This is a genomic window from Nostoc sp. (assembly GCF_036917155.1).
Classification (GTDB): Bacteria; Cyanobacteriota; Cyanobacteriia; order Cyanobacteriales; family Nostocaceae; genus Nostoc.
This window is the reverse complement of sequence record NZ_JBALDZ010000096.1, coordinates 57,692-81,584: the sequence shown is the minus strand read 5'-3', so window position 1 is coordinate 81,584 and position 23,893 is coordinate 57,692. Positions and strand designations below refer to the sequence as shown.

The 23,893-nt window shown below is 41.0% G+C and carries 13 protein-coding genes, 1 tRNA gene, 1 rRNA gene and 4 pseudogenes; 6 read left to right on the top strand and 13 right to left on the bottom strand.

Translation table 11 applies throughout. From position 1 onward, the window contains the following. Both rrf and V7K67_RS14455 read left to right on the top strand, forming a co-directional pair. Positions 1-96, top strand: a 5S ribosomal RNA gene (rrf, locus tag V7K67_RS34400); the annotation flags it as partial. A 1,448-nt stretch (positions 97-1,544) separates the two neighbouring features. Next, positions 1,545-2,228, top strand: a complete 684-nt coding sequence (locus V7K67_RS14455; RefSeq protein ID WP_334707100.1) for a response regulator transcription factor — start codon at positions 1,545-1,547, stop codon at positions 2,226-2,228. A gap of 57 nt (positions 2,229-2,285) precedes the next feature. On the opposite strand, the pseudogene V7K67_RS14450 reads toward V7K67_RS14455, so the two are convergent. Continuing rightward, positions 2,286-2,982 (bottom strand): annotated as a pseudogene (locus V7K67_RS14450) (RNA-guided endonuclease InsQ/TnpB family protein); the annotation flags it as partial. On the opposite strand from V7K67_RS14450, the pseudogene tnpA reads away from it, so the two are divergent. Further along, positions 2,967-3,188 (top strand): annotated as a pseudogene (tnpA, locus tag V7K67_RS14445) (IS200/IS605 family transposase); the annotation flags it as partial. The pseudogenes V7K67_RS14450 and tnpA sit on opposite strands and share 16 nt — an antisense overlap. Before the next feature lie 213 nt (positions 3,189-3,401). Here the strand turns inward: tnpA and V7K67_RS14440 are convergent. From V7K67_RS14440 to V7K67_RS14405, 8 genes and pseudogenes are all read right to left on the bottom strand, one after another. Then, positions 3,402-3,475 (bottom strand) — tRNA-Met (locus V7K67_RS14440). A 166-nt stretch (positions 3,476-3,641) separates the two neighbouring features. After that, on the bottom strand, positions 3,642-5,936 hold the full coding sequence (locus V7K67_RS14435; RefSeq protein ID WP_335167076.1) for a peptidoglycan DD-metalloendopeptidase family protein: 2,295 nt from the start codon (positions 5,934-5,936) through the stop codon (positions 3,642-3,644). Positions 5,937-6,727: 791 nt separating this feature from the next. Then, a complete protein-coding gene (locus V7K67_RS14430) occupies positions 6,728-7,189 on the bottom strand; it encodes a tRNA (cytidine(34)-2'-O)-methyltransferase (RefSeq protein WP_334732406.1) in 462 nt (153 codons plus the stop codon). Between the two features lie 329 nt (positions 7,190-7,518). After that, positions 7,519-8,658, bottom strand: coding sequence for a glutamate--cysteine ligase (gene gshA, locus V7K67_RS14425; RefSeq protein ID WP_334732407.1), 1,140 nt, complete (start codon positions 8,656-8,658; stop codon positions 7,519-7,521). Between the two features lie 755 nt (positions 8,659-9,413). After that, positions 9,414-11,234: a hypothetical protein gene (locus V7K67_RS14420; protein WP_335167072.1), complete on the bottom strand. Its 1,821-nt coding sequence runs from the start codon at positions 11,232-11,234 to the stop codon at positions 9,414-9,416. Further along, positions 11,212-11,521, bottom strand: a pseudogene (locus V7K67_RS14415) (AAA domain-containing protein); the annotation flags it as partial. The gene V7K67_RS14420 and the pseudogene V7K67_RS14415, both read right to left, overlap by 23 nt. A gap of 354 nt (positions 11,522-11,875) precedes the next feature. After that, complete coding sequence (locus tag V7K67_RS14410) at positions 11,876-12,205, bottom strand: hypothetical protein (protein ID WP_335167070.1); 330 nt, start codon at positions 12,203-12,205, stop codon at positions 11,876-11,878. 603 nt (positions 12,206-12,808) lie between these two features. Continuing rightward, positions 12,809-17,287: a translation initiation factor IF-2 N-terminal domain-containing protein gene (locus V7K67_RS14405; RefSeq protein WP_335167068.1), complete on the bottom strand. Its 4,479-nt coding sequence runs from the start codon at positions 17,285-17,287 to the stop codon at positions 12,809-12,811. Positions 17,288-17,472: 185 nt separating this feature from the next. On the opposite strand from V7K67_RS14405, the pseudogene V7K67_RS14400 reads away from it, so the two are divergent. After that, positions 17,473-17,730 (top strand): annotated as a pseudogene (locus V7K67_RS14400) (mechanosensitive ion channel family protein); the annotation flags it as partial. Positions 17,731-17,845: 115 nt separating this feature from the next. Here the strand turns inward: V7K67_RS14400 and V7K67_RS14395 are convergent. Then, entirely contained in the window at positions 17,846-18,625 is a 780-nt protein-coding gene (locus V7K67_RS14395) for an MBL fold metallo-hydrolase (RefSeq protein WP_334732412.1), read from the bottom strand. Between the two features lie 41 nt (positions 18,626-18,666). Beyond that, on the bottom strand, positions 18,667-18,927 hold the full coding sequence (locus tag V7K67_RS14390; RefSeq protein ID WP_334732413.1) for a hypothetical protein: 261 nt from the start codon (positions 18,925-18,927) through the stop codon (positions 18,667-18,669). 255 nt (positions 18,928-19,182) lie between these two features. On the opposite strand from V7K67_RS14390, the gene V7K67_RS14385 reads away from it, so the two are divergent. Further along, a complete protein-coding gene (locus V7K67_RS14385; RefSeq protein ID WP_334732414.1) occupies positions 19,183-20,076 on the top strand; it encodes an alpha/beta fold hydrolase in 894 nt (297 codons plus the stop codon). 125 nt (positions 20,077-20,201) lie between these two features. Beyond that, a complete protein-coding gene (locus V7K67_RS14380; protein WP_334732415.1) occupies positions 20,202-21,266 on the top strand; it encodes a serine/threonine protein kinase in 1,065 nt (354 codons plus the stop codon). A gap of 153 nt (positions 21,267-21,419) precedes the next feature. On the opposite strand, the gene V7K67_RS14375 is transcribed toward V7K67_RS14380, so the two are convergent. Then, entirely contained in the window at positions 21,420-22,901 is a 1,482-nt protein-coding gene (locus V7K67_RS14375; protein WP_334706088.1) for an HlyD family efflux transporter periplasmic adaptor subunit, read from the bottom strand. Positions 22,902-22,978: 77 nt separating this feature from the next. Continuing rightward, positions 22,979-23,854: an SDR family oxidoreductase gene (locus V7K67_RS14370; RefSeq protein WP_334732416.1), complete on the bottom strand. Its 876-nt coding sequence runs from the start codon at positions 23,852-23,854 to the stop codon at positions 22,979-22,981. Positions 23,855-23,893: the final 39 nt, after the last annotated feature.

The window sequence follows — 23,893 nt, the reverse complement described above, 5'->3', positions numbered from 1 at the left end:
AACCACACTGAACCCTTCCCGAACTCAGAGGTGAAACGCTGCTGCGGCCACGATAGTTTAGGGGTAGCCCTACGCAAAAATAGCTCGATGCCAGGGACTATAACTCAAACAAAAAGCCTCTCTAATAAAATTAGAGAGGCTTTTTGTTTAATTTCTATAATTAGTAATTAGTGTTTACTTGAAGTTCATATTTCTCTGAATTTGTCCTCTAATTCATCATGATGACTTACAATCTCTTTCAATACAGCTACTCTTCCTAAATGATCTTTTGGCTCTTTCATGGTTTTTACCTTTTTCTACAAGACTCAGATTATTTGACAAATAAAAAGCCTAAAATGATTATCTGGCAATCATTTCAGGCTTTTTACTATTCAAATTCATAATTAGGGCTTTTCATCACTAAAAAAGTCATAGCAATTGCAGTTTCACAAGTATGAGAAAGTTTAGCCATCACTCCACCCACGCTGAATCTTCTTGGTTCTTCAGTACCTTTTATGCTGAAGTTCCAGTTAAAAATCTCAGAAGTCTTGCTATACAAGGGAATTATGCTTATCGAACAGAATTCAGGAGTCAGGAGTCAGAATTCAGAATGAATTCTGTACGACTGGCGGATGAATAAACGGGTTTAAGACCCCCACCAAATTCTCAATTTGGTGGTCTTCAATCAGTGGGGGTCTGAATCCCCCACTGATTGCATTCTGACTCCTGAATTCTGGCTTCTGAATTCTTCAATTTCTGACATGATTTTTTAATATTGCCTCTTTCCTCTGTTCCCTCTTACAGACTGTTAATTTGGCATAACAAGTACTGAAGAACCAAAATAATTAACAACTTTTATCAAATCTAGTGTAAAAACTGCCATACTTAAACCAGTATTGCCTTAATTGATGACAAGGTGTAAACAAACTGGCTTTGACACGATAAAGAAAAACCTGCCGATGGTCGCCCATCCAAATTTTGTCAACTGGCTCAACAGAAATTAATGTTCCTCCTAGAGCAGCTATACACTCAGTAAATCTCTCAACGCAAGAATAATCTATAGTCTCAAATATAAAAAAATGACCTGAACAGATTAAATGACGACTTCTTATCCAACATTGGAGCTTCTTATGCGCTTGTGGCGGCAACATTGTTTTGCTTCAAGTAACTTGATATGAATGCAACGGTTACATAGATTTTTCAATGAATGAACTTCTTGGATAAGCAAATTTTTACCTTATGCAGAGGCGTTCAAGGTTGACAGAAAAACAAACACTTAATTGCTTATTTTGCCTTTTCCAAAACTTGAGTCAGTCTCTTTAAACAGGCTGATACCTAAACGTGAACTTAATCCAAAGTCCATTTTTCTTGCAACATCTTAAGGAGGTTATTAGAAACCCATATAGAATATAAAACTACATATCAAAAGTAAGGAAATCACTCAGGAAATGGTAAAGAAATCGGAAAGAAGCAACAAAATCGAGAAATTGTTACTTTTTGCAATATTTTCTCAAAGAGAATTTGCAGATTGTTTGAAATATAACTAAGTATCGTTAAAAAAATTTATGCGAATTCTTTTAGTTGAAGATGATGTACGCCTTGCCGAAACTTTAGCAGAAGCCCTCACAGACCAGCGTTATATGGTTGATGTGGTAACGGACGGTGAGGCAGGATGGAATCAAGCCAAAATGCTGGATTATGATTTGCTGCTGCTGGATGTGATGTTGCCAGAACTCGATGGAATTAGTTTATGTCATCGGTTGCGATCGCACAGCTATAGTATGCCTGTTCTTATGCTCACTGCTCGTGACACCGTTAGCGATAAAATCACTGGACTCGATGCTGGAGCCGATGATTATGTCGTTAAACCAGTGGATTTACAAGAACTATTTGCCCGAATTCGCGCCTTGCTTCGTCGGGGTAATGCTTCATCACCGCCGATTTTGGAATGGGGCAATCTGCACCTCAACCCCAGCACTTATGAAGTGAGCTATGGAAAAAATATGCTGCATTTAACCCCAAAAGAGTACGGAATTTTAGAGTTATTACTGCGAAATGGTCGTCGTGTCCTTAGTCGCAGCGTGATTATTGAACATATTTGGTCACTAGAGTCTCCTCCAGAAGAACATGCTGTGAAGGTTCATCTTAGAAGCCTGCGTCAAAAGCTCAAAGCAGCCGGAGCTTTTGAAGATTTTATTGAAACAGTTCACGGTATAGGCTACCGTCTCAAGCAACTCGACCAATTATAGTCCTTCTCTTGACATACTCCCCCGAATGCGCTTTGCTAAATTCGGGGGATTCTAGGCTCAAACAGCGATTGCAGACGTAGCCCGACTTACATCACCTAACCTAACAGTCGATGCCCCGACTTTGAATGTTTTTAGCGGCGTTTTCATCACGTCCATTTACTGACTGACATAATGGACAGCGCCACTCTCTGAGCGACAAATCCAAACTTTCTAAAACGTGCCCACAGTTAGAACAAGTTTTGCTAGAAGGATACCACTGGTCAATATAGACCACCTGCTTAGCTTTTTTATGCGCTACCCATTCTAAGATATCCAAGAAGTCCCGGAGTGCTAAATCACTAATCTTCCTTCCCCATAAACGCTTCATGCCTTTGAGGTTTAGCGTCTCAAAACACACGACATCAAACAATTTGGTCAAGTCATGCGCTAATTTCCAGAACCAATCACTCCTGCGGTTAGCGATGTTTTCATGTGCGCGGACTAGATGCTTCCTCGCTCGTTCCCGGTTAGATGAGCCAAATAACTTTTGAGAGTGATGCCGATTTGCAATCTTTATGCCATTGAGTGATTGCTTGAAGAAATGGGGAGACTCAATTTTAGAACCGTCTGAGCAGGTTAGGAATGTCTTTAAGCCAAAATCAAACCCCGCTATCTTACTAGTCGTGAATTTGATTTCTGGTTGATCGCTACTATCAACTATAACGACCAGAAATAATTCACCCAATGGGGTGCGCTTAAGCACCAGATCATGTACATTTATTAGTAGAATATGAGCCGCATCATTCAATCGCTCAGGTGGTCAAGGCTTTCAAAGGTCGCTCATCAAGATATTTAAGACAAGAGTTCCCAGAATTAATGAGGCTACCTAGCTTGTGGACACATTCATATATGTTTGACACCACAGGAAAAGTTAGCACTCAGAAAGTTTTAGAGTATATCAATGACCCTCATCATGGCTGAATAAATTCAGCCGTTCGCTTATATCCCCCGGCTGTTCGCGCAGCGTCTCCCCTTGGGAGAAGCGCGGGGGCTTTACGCATCACGACTCGTAACGGGAAGCAGTTATATCCCACATTCAGCACCCTAACTGTCAAAAGAGCCTCATACACAAGTTCAGATCCCTAGTAAATTGATTACTTGAATCTGAAACCCTTATATTATCGTTTTTTAAAGTGGCTCAGGTCGGAGTTGAACCAACGACCCCAGGCTTATGAGTCCCGTGCTCTAACCAACTGAGCTACTGAGCCATGTTTTTCCAAATTACCTATTATTATAGCATACAAATTTTCTCAAGACTAGACACTTTTACAATTTTGTTAGAACATTCATCCCTGTTGAAGACACAAAAAGTAAAAGAGGGAGGTAAACTCCCTCGACTAATAAGGCAATAATTTAGTTACAGACAGCCAAGAATTACAGGCGTTGCGGTAGGAAAGCTATTGGGTTAACAGCGCCCTTACCTGGTGGATGGACTTCAAAGTGGCAGTGTGTACCAGTGCTGTGACCAGTAGTACCCATTAAAGCAATTATTTCTCCTTGATGTACCTGCTGACCCGGTTGCACTAGAATCTTGCTGTTATGAGCATAGCGGGTCGAACTGCCATCAGGATGGTGGATTTCGACGAGGTTGCCGTAGCCACCATTGTTCCAGCCAGCTTTTTCTATCGTACCGTCAGCAGAAGCAACAACTGGGGTGCCAGTGGAGTTAGCAATATCAATTCCCTTGTGTGGTCTTCCCCAGCGCATACCAAAGCCAGAAGTGAGAGTGCCCTTCGTTGGCCAAATATAAGCCAAGGTCGAAGTAGATGGAGGAGGGGTAAGTTCGTCAATGGGTCTGGGCAGATATTGATCCACAGCTGCCAAAGGCGGCATTGTCTGGGGAGAAACTGTTGTTCCCCGCATCTTCCCTAAGGAGTCAGAGGCATTGACTCTTCCCGAAGGCGTTGCAACCCTTGTGGCAGATTGAGTGCGAGAGGGAGTCCATTGACTAGCAGACCCTAGATTAGGCAGGAACTCTGGGTTTACTGGTTCGCTAGGGCGTACACTAGTACGGAATTGGGGCTTAATTGGCTGAACGCTATAGTTGGATCTAATAGGTGTAGGAACTGGAATTGGTATCGCTACACTATTTGGTTGAGATACAGAGTTGGGTACAGCGAAATTATTAGGTGTAGCAATAGGAGTAAGCATCGCAGCATTATTAGCTTCGGTTGCTACTTCTGGCACAACTAAGTTCCCAGACTGTTGAGCGCGATATTTCTGCTGTAACCTCTGAATTTCCGCTTGTAAGCCCCGCAAACGGTCATTATTGTTATTGTTTGCCCTTGCTACCCTATTTGCTGGTGTTTTCGGCTGTTGCATTTCGGCAAAAGCTGTTGGCACTGGAGTGTCACCACCGACGCCATAAGACCTAGCTGTGGGGGGAGCTGTTTCTAAGTCGGTCGCACTATTTGCCTGAACCTGAACAGTTACCGGTATAGGGACGGCTATGCGAGTGTTGTCGGCAATAGTTGGTGATGGTGAACTAGGTAGATATGAGTTGGCACTACCAATATTCAAAGGGTAGCTGGCTGCTTTTGGAGTTTGACTGGACTCTACAAAAGCCGGCTTATTCGCTACAGTTGTTTCAGCTTGAACAGCAGGAATAACTAGTTTCTGACTAATTTGCAGTTCATTTGGATTATTGAGGTTATTTGCCTTAACTAGTTCTGATACTGAAGTATTGTGTCTGCTGGCGATCGCTGCTAGTGTATCTCCAGGCTTAACTTCGTAGGCTGTATGGATCGCAGAGGCAATAACTGTTGGTGTAGCCAATACTGGTACAAATGCACTTGTCTGTGTCTTCTGTTTTAACTTCGATATCAGGTTCGCTTGGCTGGTATCGTCAGAAGTTTTCGACTGGGCTAATTCAGTATTTTCAACCACAGTTGTCGGCTGTGCCAACTCTATATCAGCTTGCGATAAATTTTTGGTTTCCCCAGACTGCAACTGTGCCAGACTCTTTCTTAAACGGTTCGATTTTTCTTGTAAGCGATTTAGTGCAAACTCTTGTTGCGCCTTAAGTTGTGCATTTATTTCACTGTTGGCCTCGGTTGACGTTGCCACTGTTTGGGGCTGGGGAGTTAGTGGTGCATTTGTACCACTAACATCATCAGCACGATAGTCAGACAGATTATTGACTGTTGGGAAACTAGTCTCGGCTAAGGTATTGTTCAATCCCTGTGCCACTTGGGGCTTCAGGTAGGTGGAATTTTTATAAACTGCTGTTGCTTGAGAAAACGTGTTTGATGCCGGAACTTGCAAAGACATTCCACTTGCCGCGACTTGCCATTTAGCTTCAAGCCCGGGCACTTGTGAAACTGCCGTTGGTTCCACGATCACAGGATTTTCCGGCACGCTCGCTGATGAGACTGCTTGGGACTCCAGCTTTGTGGAGGCGAATTTCACCTCAGTGTCAGGAACAGCAGGAATCGCTGAGGTTGCCTTTTGGCTGCCTACTGGCACCGCTGCTTGGGCTTGATCGCTTTGTCGAGTCACCAAAAGGCTGGTTGCTCCCATAGAGATTGCCAAGCCAATCATGGCGGCTTTTGTCCGCACCCGGCGGTTAACTTTTGGATTCATCACATTTAGCAGTTCTACCGGGGCATCATCGCTGTTGGGGTTATTGTTCAACACAGCTTTTACTCTCTTTTTTAATGCTCGTTTCAAAGACGACCTCCTATGATCACTAGCGCTTAACTGATCTCGATTTTTCAGTTGGATACTAGTCAATGATTTAGATCACAACGAATGATAGATCAAGATCACATTCACCAGAGATGCTTACGCAAGATTAACCTGCTTCTCTGATTTAGACAAGTTTACATGTATTAGCAAAACTTAAGATTTGCTGTGTTTACTTGTCCGAACCACTCCTAACACCACTTAGGACATTTTACTCTTTACCATTGTCCGCGTTTGTCTTGCGTCAATCGCGGGGACTGGACACACCATTTGCCAAGTCCATAGTCGCTGCGGAGAATTCAGTTGCGGCGACTTCTGGAAAAGTCATGCCCCCTGCTGTAGATATCTTCAAGATATTTCTACGCCATCCGTCTTCTCAACACGAGACTTTACGTTGATTATTCCCTAAAAAACAACCGTATTAACTATCGGCTAGTTTTGGGCTGTTTTCTGTACCTTATTGAGCAATAATAGCTCAAATGTAGGAAATGAGTAGGTTCTAGCGATTTTGTCCCCTGTTTAAGATGTTTCAAATTCATCAAAATCTATCATTCAAATTTGGCAATATCCCAAGTTTTATATACAAATTTCTTATAATAACCTTCCCCTACTTGTAAGTATCTTCCACTACATTTCGGGGATAAATCCAATTTTCGGTATATTGTTTTACATATTGTTGCTGTCACCAAGAAAATTTTTGCCGCCACAAATAAATCGCCTAATAGATTCTTGGACAGGTTCTAAGTAAATACACTGATGAGCATCAAGGTAAACAACTATTGTAAATAGCCTAACTGACGACGGGTTTCAAATAAGCCAATTGCCACACTTACTGACAGATTCAAGCTGCGAACCCCAGGTTGGCTCATGGGAATATAGAGAGTAGCATCGCAATCTGACAGAATTGCTGGTGGTAAGCCCGTGGTTTCACTGCCAAACAGCAGCCAATCATCAGCTTGAAATTGAAAGCTTACATAATTACAATTGCCACCAACCGTATAACCTAACCATCTGCCTCCACGCTCCTGATGTACGTTTTTAAAGGCTTCTAGCGATTCGTGATAGTGCAGTTTGACATAAGGCCAGTAATCTAAGCCTGCTCTTTTGAGGTAGCGATCGCTAATTTCAAACCCCAAAGGCCCCACCAAATGTAACTCTGTACCTGTAGCTGCACAAGTACGGGCAATATTACCTGTATTAGGAGGGATTTGTGGGTTAACTAAAACTACCTGGGGCATTGTCCGTATGATTTGCGTATTGTATAAAACAATCTACTGTCAATGTTAAATCTACCAAAAGGTAGAGGTGATTCATAGGTTTTGTTAATAATAATCAAGTATCCTCCATCGATTAGATTTTTAAAACGAAGCGTAAACCCTCCCAGAGCAATGCCTGAGAGGGTATTTAGCTAAAATCGAGAAATATTAAGTTTTGTGTAGAAAAACTAAGTGCTTGTGTCTTTTTGTTTGAAGAGGGGAGATGAGGGAGATGAGGGAGCAGGGGAGAATAATTAATAACCAATGCCCAATGCCCAATGCCCCATGCCCCATTCCCAATACTTTTTGAGTTAAGCAAGCAAGGACGAACACAATTTGTTTTCGAGTTCGATTTCGCGCTGTTGGGTGGCAATAATAGCCTGGGTGATGACGCGTTGACTGTCAAAACCGACTGTGTGTAATTGCAACCACTGTTGAGCTTCATTGCCTTCGCGGAGGATTTTGTGCAGAGGGGAAAGGAAACAGCTAAAGCCTTGTTGTTTAGCGATCGCCCAAACATCTTGGTACATTTGAGCAATCCAATCTCTCGCTACAATGCTTCTGCCATCTTGCCAATGCCTCAAATGAGCATCGAGACTACCAGCCGCCGCCGCCGCTTCGTTCTCAGCAGTCAGAGTGACGAGTTCTTCAGGAGAGAAGGTACTTTGAGTTAAAGGATCGATGCTGGGATTTTCGATTATTTGCAATAAACGCGCTTCTAATAAGGCAGTAATCGCCAGCAAGGCAATGGGATCTGTGACTAAATCGCAAATTCGCAGTTCTAGGCGATTCAAGTTGTATGGACGGCGATCGCCATTTGGTCGAACTGATGCCCACAAATGCCGCACGTTTTGCATAGTTCCGGCAACGAGTTGATTTTCCACCCACTGGATATGATCGGCATGGCTGGCAAATAACGGCACATGGCTAGGCGTTTGGGGAAAGAGGCCCCAACGGGTGGAGTGATAGCCTGTAGTTTTGCCATCCAGGAAGGGAGATGAGGCGCTGAGGGCGAGAAATAGAGGTGCTTCCATGCGGATCACTCGACACGCCCGCATTAATACTTCTGGATCGCTGATGCCTATATTTATGTGGACGCTAGCGGTGACTACCTTCGTGCCGTAGGTGTTCTCGATGTAGTCATGATAGGGGTTTGCTGGATCGGAGCGGAGAAAGCGATCGCTCCCACCCAAAGATAAAGTACTCCCCGGTATCAGGGTGTAATCGCCCAAGCGATTGAGGTAGTTTCGCAACACTCGTCGGGGACGCAGCAACGCACACAATAAATTCTCGTAATTATGAGATGGTTGGGTTATGTATTCGACGTTGCGGCTATCTGGCTCCCGCATAAATTCACCCAGAGCTGCAACAATTTTGTCGGAGAGACCGACGATTTCACCTTGAGGCGTGCCAGTATACATCTCAATCTCAAAGCCTTTTAATAAGACCACTTTGTTCTCCTCGGCTCTCTCTGCCTATAAATTGTATCGAATTAGACGTATATCTGGATCTATTTTTTAGTTAATCAAAGGTTAAGAATCATTTAATTGCGAACTCACGGGAAATAGGAATGACAGATTTTTGGTCTACCTTCGGTAAAATTGTTATTACTTAAGTATGAAAAATATCTTAAATCATGATTTTTACGCTGTACAAATAGACATATATATGATTTTAGAAAAATCAGTTTTTCAGACAGTTGGGGTCAAGCAAACACACATCCTTCTATGAGTTTTTATTAGACACCTCATGCTACTTGTTGAAAAAAGAAATATCTATATCTCAAGATATATTCATTTTGCCTGCGTACCATTAGCGTGGTAATATTACATAAGGCAGCAGATATGATGCTGATAATAGTATATTTATGCTATCTTAAATTTACCAAGCCCCTTCGGGGCGGGAACAGGGAACTCTTAACAGGGAACAGAAAAAAAATTAGCCCCGAATACAGGGTTTAAAGCCCCTAAATTTATTTATGAAAAGAGATAAAAATATTTGAAACGAGATGGCGTCAGCCACGATGTTTCAATGTGTCCTTGTACAAATCCCCTGATTTTAATTATGGGGATTTCCCTGTTGCCTGTTGCCCGTTCCCTGTTCCCTTTTAAGAAATTATTAAGAGTTTGAGAAATGTTCGTAGAGATAGCATAGATGCTTTTTTGACAAATACTTGCACAACTTGGCTACTTTACACGTAGTTGAGTTATGTATTTTCGGATATAAAACTAGCAGGTGAATCACTCTCTTGAACAATATTGAGACGTAAAAACTGCACCCATACTTCATCATTAAATAAGTTTAAAGCAGTTTGATGATTGTGACTTGTGATCGCGCCGATAACTTTACGCCATCCTTGTTGCAATAACTCAATAAAAGCCTCTTCAATAGAAACCTGATTTAGCAACGAAAGTGCCGTTTTAAAAATTTCCGAATCAGATTGTATATTCTTAGACTTTAGCCCCTGAAGTGTTATATTTAACCACACAGGCAGAAGTTCTAGCCAATTATTTTGCTGCATCTCTTTGAGTGCAATATCTTCCATACCTAGCGCACCCCAAATGCACAAAGACTCTATAGCTAGTTTAGAATCACGATTTTCTAGAGCATTTCGCCATAAAATTTGAGCATGATTTTGGAAGCGATTAGCCAGAAATTCATAAGCTTCCTGGACTTGATGGGGAATTGTAACTTTATAAACTGACTCGCCTCTTGGTAGGTAATCGCCGCGATAAGATAGCCAGTTATGAGAGCCACAAAGATGTATTTTCCGATCAACTATTACTTCTTTGACATGGGAATCTCCCAACCAAAAAACCTGCACAGATGGTAAACCATCAGGTGTTTTGATCGCTCGAAGTTTTTTCTCTATTTCTGGTGAAATTGATTTATCTTCATTTTCTTGTTGTCGCGCAATTCCATGTCCAATTAAAATCCAAACTCCACGATTAGCTAATTTCTGCAACAGAGTTAAAAATTCTTCATTGACAACCGCCTGATTCACCCACGGCGAATAAATTAAAACCTGAATTTTAGCCGAATTCAAAACTTCTAGAAAAGCTTGAGCAATTTGTCCATCGCGTACCTGTACGGCTTCACCCAACACTTTAGAATTATCTACTTTACCGCCAGCTTTTAAGACCTTTTGGCGAATCTTTTCGAGTCTAGCTTCTATTTCAGTATTTTTCTGCTTGAGGATGGCTTCACGTTCAAAATCGATGGTTTCAGTTGACAATTTACATAATGCTTGTAAGGATATTTTGCCTTCATTATGTAGAACTTCTAACCAATTTGATGCTGACTCTAAAATTTGCTTTCCATTTCTTATTTGAATCCTCAATTTATCTTCCAGAGCATCAAATATAACGAAAAGCGATATCTTTCTCCAAATTTTTTGAGTTGAAGCTAGTACCTTACAGGAAGTGACGATTTTTCCCTCTTCTGGTACATGAAGGCTTAAACCTGAAGCTTGAATACTTTTTTGGATTTCCTCAAGCGGTAAGGAAGCAATATCAGCAATTGTACGATCAATAGTGATAAAGTCTGCTAAGTCAGGCAATTTTATCACTGTCTCATTTAAGGATTCAGATTGAAAAGTTATTTTGTCGCTTAAAGGGTCTGTAATAGCATTAATTTGTATAGGATATGGCGGCTGTGGTACAGAACCTTTTTCATAAAATGAACGCCCTTCAGGAGTAACTGTTAGTGGCGATGTTGCCGAGAAAGTTTGCAATGATCGAAGAGTTGCAGTAGTGGTTTTGATAAATACAGAATCCAGTCCAAGTACAGAGGCTAATTCATCCTCGGTTGGCGGAGGCTGAAATTCAATAGCAGCGCGGATAATAAATTCTTCAAGTACGTTAAACTGGCGGGGTTCCTTGATATTTACTTCTATAGGAGTTTGACGCAAACTATAACGGAATTCACGCGCAGCTAAAACTGATAAACTAGGACTTTGGGCTTCTATTTCGTCTACAAAATTTTTGAGATTGCCATCAATAGGTTTAGCAGAAGAGGCGAGAAACATCAACGAAACCTCCATGTAGACGCACGATATTTGAAACTTCGGAGTACATATTCCCAATTTGTCCACGCTGCTGAGTGAATAGCGAATGACAACCTACAATTACTAGTAATTCTTGAGCGCGAGAAAAAGCAACGTTAACCCGTTCTGTTTTTTTGGCAAATCCTACGTCTCCTCTATTATTGCGAACCATACTCACAATTACAACGGGTCTTTCCATACCTTGAAATCGGTCTACTGTGCCAATGAAAAAATTCAGATTGCAGGCGTTCATCAATTTTTCTGAGTTGATACTAATTCTGTATGAAGATGCGCCAAACTACATGAGGAACGAACCGCCTTCGCGCAGCGTCTCGTAAGAGTTGGACGCAAAGAAAGAAAGAACATTTGGCGCAGCCTCACAAAGAAATGGTATGAGTGCAAAAAAAGTAATCACGGCGATTTCTTTTTTGGATCACCATCAGCAATTCTAGAGTACTATTGCCCAGCAAAAATAAATTTCCCGACATTTTAAAGATGTCGGGAATCTAAGCTTTTTAATTTTCAATAATCAAATAGGTCTGTACTGTCAATACTACACAGTGACTCAAAACTTAAATTTCACTTGGTAATGGCTACTTGAAGATTACGGACACAGTTGGCGTTTAGATAACCGCAATATTGGTGTTGCTCAGGGCAGGATTGCCGGACAAGGTGGCAATCTGTAATGGTGCAGATCCACCTAAGCTGCCATCGGCATCAAAGAATAAAGCTCCATTTGTCGTATTGTAAATGAACCTCTGAGTTGTCGTGTTTGCTGTCGTAATGCCTGCACCGGAACGAAAACGGTCTGTGCTTAAAGTGCCTGCAACCAATCCGCCAGCAAAGCCTACGGCAGATATCTGAATCTTGTCGCCACCAGAGCCACTGAAGCCATTAATTGTATCTAGGCGATCGCTAGAGGTTTCACCTGGCGCGGCTCCATCATAAAGCAAGCTTTATGAAATATGAGTGTTTATATCTTCCTCCAAGGATGCCGAAGAACTAACGCCACTTTCTGATGTTGAAAGCTCATCACTTACCATTCCATCCCATGAATAGTTGCAGATTTTAGTGTGAAGCAATTTACCAAACGTTAGGTTAATTGCTAGGGCGAAAGAATCGATAAAAATTAGATTTACAAAGCGATCAATCATTAGACCCCCTTGAGCTAAATTAAGCATCAAGTGATATGTGCTTTGTTACTACACATGCCACAATCTCTTTTCCAGAAAAGATCGGATCTAAATATTTCTTGGTTAAAGGGGAAATGGAATTGCTGGTAAGGGTAACAGAAAATTGAATCTTAGTAAGAAGTAACGCCAGACGAGGGACTGCATCTCATCAGTATAAATGTAATAGATAGTACATAAAATAGAGAGTATCTACTTACACAGGCTAACTTAGTACAACATTTCATTAATTCATAGCGAATAGGACTAAAATAAACTTTGCGCTCCTCTGCGTTTAAAAAAGTTACGAACTTATGCAAAGCTTTACTTCCCTAGTAGTTCACCTCAATTTCTTCTAGAAAATTCTTGAGCTTGTGATCAATAGGTTTAACTGAAGAGGCGAGAAACATCAACGAAACCTTCATGTATACTGACGATATTTGACACTTCGGAATACATACTTCCAACTTTACCTGCTTGATGGGTAAATAAATTATGACAACCTACAATTATCAAGAGTTCTTGGGCGCGAGAAAATGCAACATTTACCCGTTCTGGTTTCTTCGCAAATCCTACATCTCCTTTACTATTGTTGCGAACCATACTCACAATAACAACAGGTCTTTCCATCCCTTGAAATCTGTCTACTGTCCCTGTACGAATTTCTAATGAAGGGAAAAGTTCAGATTGCAGACGTTCATCAATTTTTCTTAATTGAGCGCCATAAAATGTAATTACGGCGATTTCTTTTTTTGGTTCACCATTAGTAACTTTAGAAGCCCAGGTATTCTCGAACTGTTGACACAGACATTCAATCGCATCGATTTCTGGAGTATTAAAGTAAGAAGTTCCGTTTCGTTGCTCTAAAAACTGATTTTCGATAGGCGTTTTTACCCAGATAAGATGCTGAGATTCTTGGACGATTTCGCCTGCTAGATGATGTGCGCGTTTTGTATCTGGCTCCAAAATACCAGATTCTAATTTACCGTCATAAAACTGATTGATTGCTCCCATAATAAATGGGTGCATTCGATACTGTGTAGTTAGCATTTGTTTGATGCTTTCATCAGCAGATTCAAACTGACTTTTAAACAGTGATTCTTCTAAGAATTGGAGTTCGTCTCTTGTATTGCCAATTGTTTGGGCAACTTCTTCTAAAGTGCTAGTATCAAGCATGGGGGGTAATTGCCGATGATCACCTACCATGACTAATTTTTTGCCTTTCAATGCGGGGATTAGTAACTCTGGTGGAGTACACTTGCTAACTTCATCAATAATGACGACATCAAAGGATTTGAATTCTTCAGAAAAACCTCTATTTGCAGCTTGCACACAGGTAATACCGACGACGTTAGCATTGTCTAGATATATACGCCTTAAATCGTCGTGAGTGCGCTCATTTGGCTGTCTTAATTTCCTAATCCAATCTTGTACGAAATTCTGATATTTATTGAGATAACTTTCGTCTTTATGGAGTTGCTCTTGCCAAAATTCAAACTTAATATTGACACTGCGTAATAACTCTATATTAAACAAGTCAGCAGCATAACTTTCGGGCTTAAATTTATCCGGTATTCTTTGCCATTCAGTTAACCACCAATTTCTTTCTATTATTAAATCTTCTGATGGTTGTGGTTGTAATTTTTGTTCTATTTCACGTAGTCCAACTTGTAATTTTTGAAGCTGCTGTAAAGAGGCTTTATTTTCTTCTTGTAACTTTGATAAATGCTCATGTAGAGAATTTCTAATCATCTCCAGCACAGCAAAAGGTTCTAACGATGAAATTAAGGTTTCAAGCTGAATAATAGAAGTTTCCCAATAATTCACTTGATTTGAAAATTCTTGTGGTTGCTCCCAAATATTTGATTGTGTTGCGAGATATTTTTCAACGAGAATGCGTAATTGAGCAGGTATATTTTGTTGACTAAGTTCTTGCAAGATATTTATTACTCGTCCAAGTTGCAAATTAGCATCTTGCTGTGATTTTTCTACCTCAGCTTGAGTAATAGATATTTGCTGTTGGCTAACTTCATTTTTCTGAAGTTCATTTAATAGTCGTTGTAGATGCTGAAGCTGTTGATCGGTTTCAGTTTTGACTTTTAAAACGCATTGACGCGCATTTGCAAGGATGACATCTAGCAATTCTTGGGTAATTCGGGTGAGAGTAGAGTCAATGTTATTCCATTCCCACGATGTACCATAAGTTTTTTGAATTCTAATTAAAAAAACTTGAGTATTTTCAACTAATAATTTTCGCTGTTTGGGGTTGAGTAGCTGATAATTATTAAACTGTTGATAGGTTTCTTGCCATTGGGTGCGATCGCTCTTTGATAGCACCATTGGAATCTGACTAAAATTTTGTTGTAAAAAATAACTAAAATTATGCTGTTTACCTTTCCTGTCAGTAAAACCTCCGTCTATTTCATAAGCGATCGCTTTTGCTAACACTTCCCATTCTGGTAGGTTAATTTTGTATATCTTTGGTACTATTGGCAATTTTAATGTATTAGCAAACATCAACAAACCTAGCGGCAAATCCACTAAATTATCTGTTAGTGGTAAACCTGATTGGTGACAATCTTTTAAAGTTTGATACAGATGAGAAGGCGCTGTAGATTTCCATTCCTTAACTGCTGAGATAATATAATCAATTTCCCGTTTACGGTTTTCCCATATCTGGATTGTTTGCTGTAGGTTTTGCAGCTTATTAAGATATTGCTGATAATCTGGTTGTAGCTGATTTAACGATGCGAAATTTTGTTTGACAATCTGAACTGAAACTGCAACCTCTGATATGGCTTTACCTGCATTTTGAGCATAAGTCAAAGCAGTTTTAAATTTAAAAATTTCTGTGGCTACTGTTTCACGTAACCAAGCCGCTAAACCAAAAGCACCAAGCATCGGACGCACAAAGCCAAGTTCATCAGTATATTTGATGGTCTGACGAACATTTGCTAAGAATTCTTCTACTAAATTGTTACCTTCTGTGTAGGGCTTAAGAAGCGGCAAAAAATCTGTAACTTCTGAAGCTTCCCAATTGATACTTGGTACAGTATTTAGTATATTCTCCAGTCTTGAGATTAGTGATTCAACCTCATTCTGCTTTTCTACAGTTTCGTTATAAAATTTTTCTTGATTTCTAAAGTTAACCTCTAGTTTTATCTTATTTTTATGAAATTTATTTTGTTGCTGATTAAATTCTTCTTCTGCTTGTAAGTAAGCCGTGAATCTTTGTGATGATGCCAGTAATTGATTGAAAGTTTGGATATTTGTGAGTCGTTGCGTAATATTGTTTTCGCAGTCATAAGCCGTATTTTCTAGCCATCTACCAATCACTTGGTCTTCTAAAAATGGCTGTCCTTCTTCCCCAACTTTCTCGGCTCTCCCCTTGCGTACAGCCCGAATTACAGGGTTATGAACTAATCGACTTAGGGCATTATCTACTGCTAAATTGGCTTGAGAAGCAATTAAAGTACGTCCACCACGAAGGGCAATTTGATAGCAAATCTCAGCAATTACGGTAGTTTTACCAGTACCCGGTGGCCCTTGAATGAGAACAAGATCCTTGGCAGCAAGTACCTTTTCTACTGCTGCTTTCTGACCAGGATTAGCAGAAGATAACAATAAATCTTGTGGTTGAAGTTCAACGGTTGTTTTAATTTGTCTAGCCTGAGAAGCATCAAATAAAAAGTTACCTAAATACGGATTTTGGGTGTAACCATTATTCAAATCATCTAAAGCTTTTTTCTTACGCTGAATCTGCTGAATATCACCAACTGCCTCAAAACATAAAAATCCTGTATCTGGCAACTTATAACGCTCTGTTGCCATAAATTCAGCTAAGTCGCGTTCTAGTCTGAGACTGATAATACAACGGTTGGGGTCAACTTCCTCAACAGTACCTAATTGACGACCGCTAATCCAATTTTTGCCGACGGGAGCAGTTTCAAAAAGCTTCAAATCTTCGTTTTTTGTACGTCTTGCTCGTTCCCAAAAATTGTCCACGTCGAGGGAATTTTGATAAAAGCCGTCAAGGGTCGCTGAAGCTACATCAATTTCAAAACTGATTCGTCTTTTGAAGTTATAGTTATGGCTTACATAACGCACGCAGAACTGACGCGCTTTCGCGATTTTTTCTTCAATTTGCAAAAACGCTTTCCAAGCTTTAAGCTGATCTTCTGTGGGTACATGATCGCCACAAACTGGTGCAGCTGCAATGCGTTTCAATGTTGTCGGCGGAATGTCGAAATGATGCTGATGATTAGGCAGCAAACGCAAGCGACAAGGTATAGCATAGCTGTCGGCGTGTCCCCGTGAGGGTTGTAATAATTGAGCCGAAAGTATTTTTATACCACCGCGCCCATCTTTTGGTACAGCCGCTCTAAATCCTAATGTTTTTCTGAGCTTCTCAAGTCTTGCGGGTAATGGAAAATCATCGGAATCTGTTGCTATTGTCAAATCCCAAATTTCCTCTCTTGCCTCTTTCCCCGCGCCTTTGCGACGTACATAAAATAGAGAAGGCTTTTTACCGACACATTCATACATTAACTCATTGGCGCGATCGCGCCGCTCCCGAAATTCGGGATATGATTTCAGGGCGGTTTCACCTTCAAGATGGCGGATAAAGCTATCAATTGCTGAAGCTATAAACATATAGCTCCAATCTTCAGAGTTGGTTTTAGTTTTTGAGGATTTTGCTGTTAGTTTATTTGCTACTGAACGTATACGTTCTGCATCGGATTCTGAAATGGCGCTGGTATGACCTTTGACTAGTATGTTGAGCTTATCGCAAATTAATAATAGTTTCTTACTATCCAAATTTAACTCTTTTGCTAGTTCGTAGATTCTGAGTTTACCGTTGTTCATCCAGTAGTTCCTTTGCCGACAAAATAGGGTTTAAATTTAAACGCAAAGGGGCGCAGAGTAAGCACAGAGGAGCGCAAAGTTTATTTTATTCCTATTCGCTATGAATTAAATTTGGCAATACTCTGCGTACCTTTGCGTTTACTTTGCGTTCCTTTGCGTTTAAAAACTTTAGGATTTTGGGTAGTGAAGTGGCCATTGAAGTCATGCAAAAAATTGCACCGGAATTAAAAGAAAGTGAACCATATATCAGATTTCATACTTTTAATGATTTTAGTATAGATTTTACGCTTTATATGCGGGTCAGTGAATACTTTGATCAGCGAATTGGCAAGCATCTATTTGTCAAAAAATTACACAAACGCTATCAGCAAGCAGGAATTCAAATTCCTTTTCCGATTAGAGAAGTGTATATGCAAGATAATTCAGCTATGGAACAAAATTAGCCCTGGCGACTAGAAGTCGCGGCTACACAGGCAAAACCCTTGATTTTCTCTTAGTCCACGGAGGTGGACTTAGTTTGTATAGCCGCGATTTGTAATCGCCCGGTGCAAGACTAACTTAGATTGCTAATGCTCGTTTTTCTAATGGTAGTTCAAAGCGATCGCCTGGTTTCGGCTCAAGTACTTGCGTCGCCAGATTGTTTTTCTCAAGTGACGAGCGAAATTCCTTAGCATTTCCTTTAGTTTGAATGAATTTCATCAGCCATCCTTCAAAGTCCACATCCCCACCTGCGGCTGTCGGTATTATTACTTGAGGCTGTAATGATTTTACTACTTCTAAGGCACTATTTTGTCCTTTTATAATCGGCCCAAGCAAAGGTAGCGTCATGTCAACAAACGGTGTAATTACTACATCGATAGGTGCAGCTTGCTGAAGTTGTGGAGAATGATACCCGTGAGGTTCGTAGTATACAGTCAGACCACTCTCAAAATCTTTAAGGAGATAACTATTTTCTACCAGAGTCGGTCCAATGGGAGAGCCGGGGAAAGCCTTGATTTCAAGTTGATTATTTAAAGTGAAAGTTTCACCATGAGCCAATACTGTAACTTGGGTGTAACCTAACTGCTGTACTATCTTGGCTGCATTGGGAGAAGCTACAACTTTGATGCTGTGGTCGAGTAGCTTAAGGGTTGGTGGGTGAGCATGGTCTTCTAAACCCTGAGACAGCAAGATCAAATCAATATTATCTGGGATTGGGCGATTTTGCGATCGCGAACCTTTAAATAACCAATCCAAATTACTGAAAATTAACGAACCAACCAGCCAAGGGTCAATTAATATTCGTTTACCGCCAATTTCCAGCAGCCAAGAGTTGCTGTCTAACCAAGTTAAAAACATAAGTTTTGTGAAGATAACGCCTCTCTTCATTATCAATCGTGTTAGCTTTTTTTCGCTTTTACCGAAACGTTACGGCTTACTGTCGTCACAGTTTGCCGTTGGATAGTGGGGCGATTCCTTGTTTCTACTTCTTTATGGGCTAAAAGTTGTTGTTCTGTGGAATTATCTGTTATTTGGGCGACGGTGGTAGAGAACCCTAAAGCTGCATAGGCAGAAGATATTGGCGAAAATATTGCTACAGAGGTTGCAGCAAGAACAAATTTGCCTATTTGAGCAAAATTACTTTGAATTATGTATTTCATCCCACACTACCATTCGTCTAAAAAGTCACAGGGCTATTTGGTATCCCTCGACTTATTAATCCCTTGGGGTAGATGGAACTAACATCTCATGAGTTAGGAGTTAGCAATTAGCAATTAGCAGTTAGCAGTGTGATTATTGCTTTTTTTACTCAGCACTCGTTACGGGCTAAACGCCCCACTAACGCTAACAGCACTCAGAACTGTTTCGGTAACAAAACATTACTATATTAAAGAAACACTTTATTAATCTTCATAATGACTGTAACGACACAGCAGCTTGCAACTCAAGACGCCTTTGAAAAATTCATTTGGACTTGGCAGGGTTACAAAATTCAGTATACTGTCATGGGCACAGGACGCCCTCTGGTACTGGTTCACGGCTTTGGTGCTTCCATTGGACACTGGCGCAAAAATATCCCAGTTTTAGCTGATGCTGGCTACCAGGTGTTTGCCATAGACCTTTTAGGTTTTGGCGGTTCTGATAAAGCACCCATTGATTACAGTCTAGAAGTTTGGGTGGAACTGCTAAAAGATTTTTGCACAGCACACATACACGAACCTGCTGTATTTATTGGCAACTCCATCGGCGCACTTTTGAGCTTGATTGTACTGGTAGAACATCCAGAAATTGCTGCTGGTGGTATTTTAATTAACTCTGCGGGTGGGTTGAGTCATCGTCCCCACGAATTGAAACCACCGCTACGGATGGTGATGGCAGCTTTTAATCGGTTTGTGCGATCGCCAATTACAGGTAAATTTGTCTATAACCGTATCCGCCAAAAAGCCCAAATTCGTCGTACCCTCTACCAAGTTTACTGCGATCGTCAAGCCGTCACTGATGAATTAGTTGATTTACTTTATACTCCCTCTTGTGACCCAGGAGCGCAACAAGTCTTCGCCTCCATTCTCACAGCCCCTCCTGGCCCCAGTCCAGAGGAACTTTTGCCCAAAGTAGAACGTCCTTTGCTAGTAATTTGGGGTGCTGACGATCCCTGGACACCAATTACCGGGGCAAAGATTTACGAAAAGGCGCGTGAGAATGGCAAAGAAATTAAAATTGTTCCCATTCCCAATGCCGGTCATTGTCCCCACGATGAGGTTCCAGATGTTGTCAATGCCCAGATTGTTGATTGGCTAGTGCAAAGGTGATAATTTCGCCTTTCTGCCAATGTGCCTTAGCTCAAACAGGAGAAAAATGGAGCTAACAATCTGGGTGAACGGATCTAAGTTTTTTAATTACACCTTGACAAAATCAAACTCATCTGGTGTGTATAATGGAGCTTGGTGTGCAAAATGGACATAACAGGGTAATTCCCTTAAATCACCATCCAGATTTTTCTAAACAAGGCTATCAAGTCATCACTGAACTAGGACGCAATAGTGAAGGGGGACGCATTACTTACCTAGCTAATGTCCTCAAATCTAATCAACAGGTGGTGATTAAAGAGTTTTGTTTTACTCGTGCGAGTGCTGATTTATCAGGAGTGAAAGCATATCAGCGCGAAATTGAAATCTTGCAACAACTGAATCATTCCCGCATCCCTCGCTATGTAGATTCCTTTGAAATACCAGGGGTTTTTTATCTGGTACAGGAATATAAAAATGCCCCATCCTTGGGTTCAAAACGCAGCTTTCATCCTGAAGAAATTAAGCAAATTGCTCTGTCAATCTTAGAAATTTTAGTTTATTTACAAAAGCAAGTTCCTCCAATTATTCATCGGGATATTAAGCCAGAGAATATTTTGGTTGATGAACAACTAAATGCTTACCTGGTTGATTTTGGTTTAGCGAGAATGCAGTGTGCAAAAATAGCCCTGAGTAGCTTTGTAGCTGGAACCCCAGGTTTTATGCCACCAGAGGAGCAGTTTGGTCATTCTCTGACTGAGGCATCAGATTTATATAGTTTAGGAGCAACCCTGATTTGCTTACTTACCAATACCCGTTCTGTTGACATTGGGAAATTAATTGATGATAACTATCGCTTTAATTTCCAGAAATTAGTTCCTCAAATCAGTCCGAATTTTCGGTCGTGGTTAATGAGAATGGTGGAACGCAACCGAAAACGTCGCTATGCCAATGCATCTGTTGCTTTAAAAACACTTCAGCCAATTGAAGTTGTTAGTACTACCACTAAGATAGATACTTTAGTCAGTACAATCAAACCGAGAAAACAAACAACAGTGCTGGGACTAGCCACTGTTGTGACACTGGCTGTGGTGGGTTCAACTTTGATGAGTTGTCAGCCTGGTGTTGCAGTTAGGCAATTGCTGAAAGCTACAGAATGCCAAGGTTTTGATTTAAGCTCAAATTGCCAAGAAAAAACTGGACATTCAAGATGACTCATAAAATCCAATACGCTTGGGTTAAGGGTTATTGGTGTAGAGAATTGGTCTTTGAAGACGCGATAAATCGCGTCTCTACATCAGGGTTTTGGGCTTATCTGAACTGTATTGTCATAAAATTTCTCGTTTTCAGAACCAGCCTTAATAAACCTACCTAACCGAAAATGCTTCATTGAATCGTCGTGTGACAGGCTCGGTAATAAATGTCAAAATTGACTTCTTCCGAGTGACAATTTCACCTGTAGCAGCCATCCCTGGTGTAAATTCTACTTCTTGACCCCGGACGTTTACTGAGTGTTTACTGAGCTTAATTCTTGTCGGAAAAACTAAGCCTAATTCTTTATCAATAATTGCATTTGGACTAATTTGCACGACTTCGCCCTCCACAATGCCAAATTCTTGGAAGGGGAAAGTCGCCATTTTGACTTTTGCCTTCATTCCTTGACGAATAAACCCAATATCGCGGTTAAGAACTTTCACCTCTAGGAGCATTTCTTCCCCTTCCGGCAAAATTGACACCAATTCTTCACCCGATTGTACTGGCCCCTTGGTGGCTTTGACTCTGTAAATCGTACCAGCAACGGGAGCCTCAATCGTTTCTAAAGCTTGCTGCTTTCTCGCCTGCTCTAAATTACCTTGAACAGTTGTGAGTTCTTCTTTACGCTTGTTAAACTGCGTCAAAATTTCACTTTGGCGTTCTGATACTACACGCTGAACCTGATTGCGTGCAGCTTTGTAAGCTTGTTCTGCTTGGTGAATTTCTTGGACTTGGGCAGCAATATCTTTTTCTAATGATGTGACTTTATCTTGAGCCTCTGTTATTTTATTCTGGGCATTGGTCACTTCATCTTGCGCTCTAGTGATTTCTGTCTTTGCACGAGTTAATTTTTCTTGGGCATCTATGTAATCGACACGAGGGACAGCGCCAGGAGTAATTAGAGTGTGTAGGCTTTTTTCCCTTTCTTGAGCAAGAGTCAAATTGCTTTCAATTTTAATTCGGATGCTATCTGCATTGGCAAGGTTGGTTTGAGCATTTGCAAAGCTGCTTTTGGCATTAACTAAGTTGTCTTGCAATCGAGTCAAGCGAACTTTGGCTTGATCGACAAGTGCCATTTGGCGATTTGCTTCTGCTTCCGCCGCTGCTTGACGCGCTTGGTAATCTTGCAGGCGGGAGTTTAAAAGTTCATCTTGCAGTTTCGTTCCAGCAGTTTTGCTTCCCGTGCGTTCTGCATCCAAACGTTGCAAATCGTCTTGAATTAATCTGGTAGATTTCGCTAGACGGGAAACATCGGTTATTTTCAAGTCTGGATCTTTTTGAATCAGAACTTGACCTTTAGTAACGCGATCGCCTTCTTGCACTTTCACAGCCACAATTGACCCTCCACCCAAGGATGTCACCGGTCTTACCTGTGTGGAAGCAATTAATTCCCCTGGTGCTGTTGCTACTTCATCTATTTGGGAGAAGTGCGCCCAAGCGATCGCTCCAAATACGACGACGCTCATAGTTCCCGCTAATAATCTAGTGTACAGGGGTGGCAATTCCTGTACTGCTTTGCCCAATTCATAAGTGAGTTGTTCCTCTGGTTGGGCGAATCGCTCTTTTGTCTGACGTGCTTGAGCAGCATTTACCATATATTTTTATCCTTTGTTATTTGTCATTAGTCATTTGTCCTTGGTTATTCAGTAATGACTAATGACTTGTGTTTAATTCAAACTGCTAAATAGCGCCGCAAAAAATTTTCTAATGTCTCCAACTGGAAGTTATAAATCGCCTCTAAATTGGCAATTTCATCTTTTGTACAGAAAAATTCATTTGCTAGCAATGTGCGGTAAGTTCCCAAAGCTTTTTGGATTTGGGGATTAAATAAACCCAATGCACCCTGTAACCCATCAACAACGAATAGTGGTGAGTTAATTATTACTGGTTCTTTGGTGAAGATCCGACCAAAAATCCGGGGAATATCTTCTCGTAATAAAATCTCCGGCCCTCCGACGGGTAAAATTTGGTTGCGAGCGCCTTCAACTGTCACAGAATCTACCACTATCCTTGCCAAATCATCGGTACTGACAATCGAGGTACGGTTTTTGCGATCGCCAATCAGCAGATACAATCCCGTTTCCCGAAACCGTTCTACCAGTGGCAGCAAGTTAGATGCTAATCCAGCTGGGCGTAAAATAGTGTAATTTAAGCCACTAGCTACCAAATATCGCTCTACTGCTCGTTTGGCTTTGAAAACCGGAGCATCTTCATATCCGCGATCGGCTCCCAATACGGAAATAAAGACAAAATGCTCTACACCATTGGCTTTTGCTTGGTCAATAAGTTCAATATTGGCGCGGTAATCTAAAGATAGGGCATCACTATCAGAACCGTGGGCGCTGATCATATACTGGACACCGCGACTAGCTTTCTGGATATCTTTTTCCTCTAGCAAGTCACCGATGAAAATTTCTGCACCCCGATGTTCTAACTCGCTGTAGCGTGAGTTAAGACGGGCAAATGCCCGTACAGACTGTTCTCGTTGTCGTAAGAGTCTCACAACTCTGCGACCAATTCCTCCGGTTGCTCCAGTTACCAAAAACATATAAATACCTAAATTGAATAGTTACAGCGTTTATAGTTG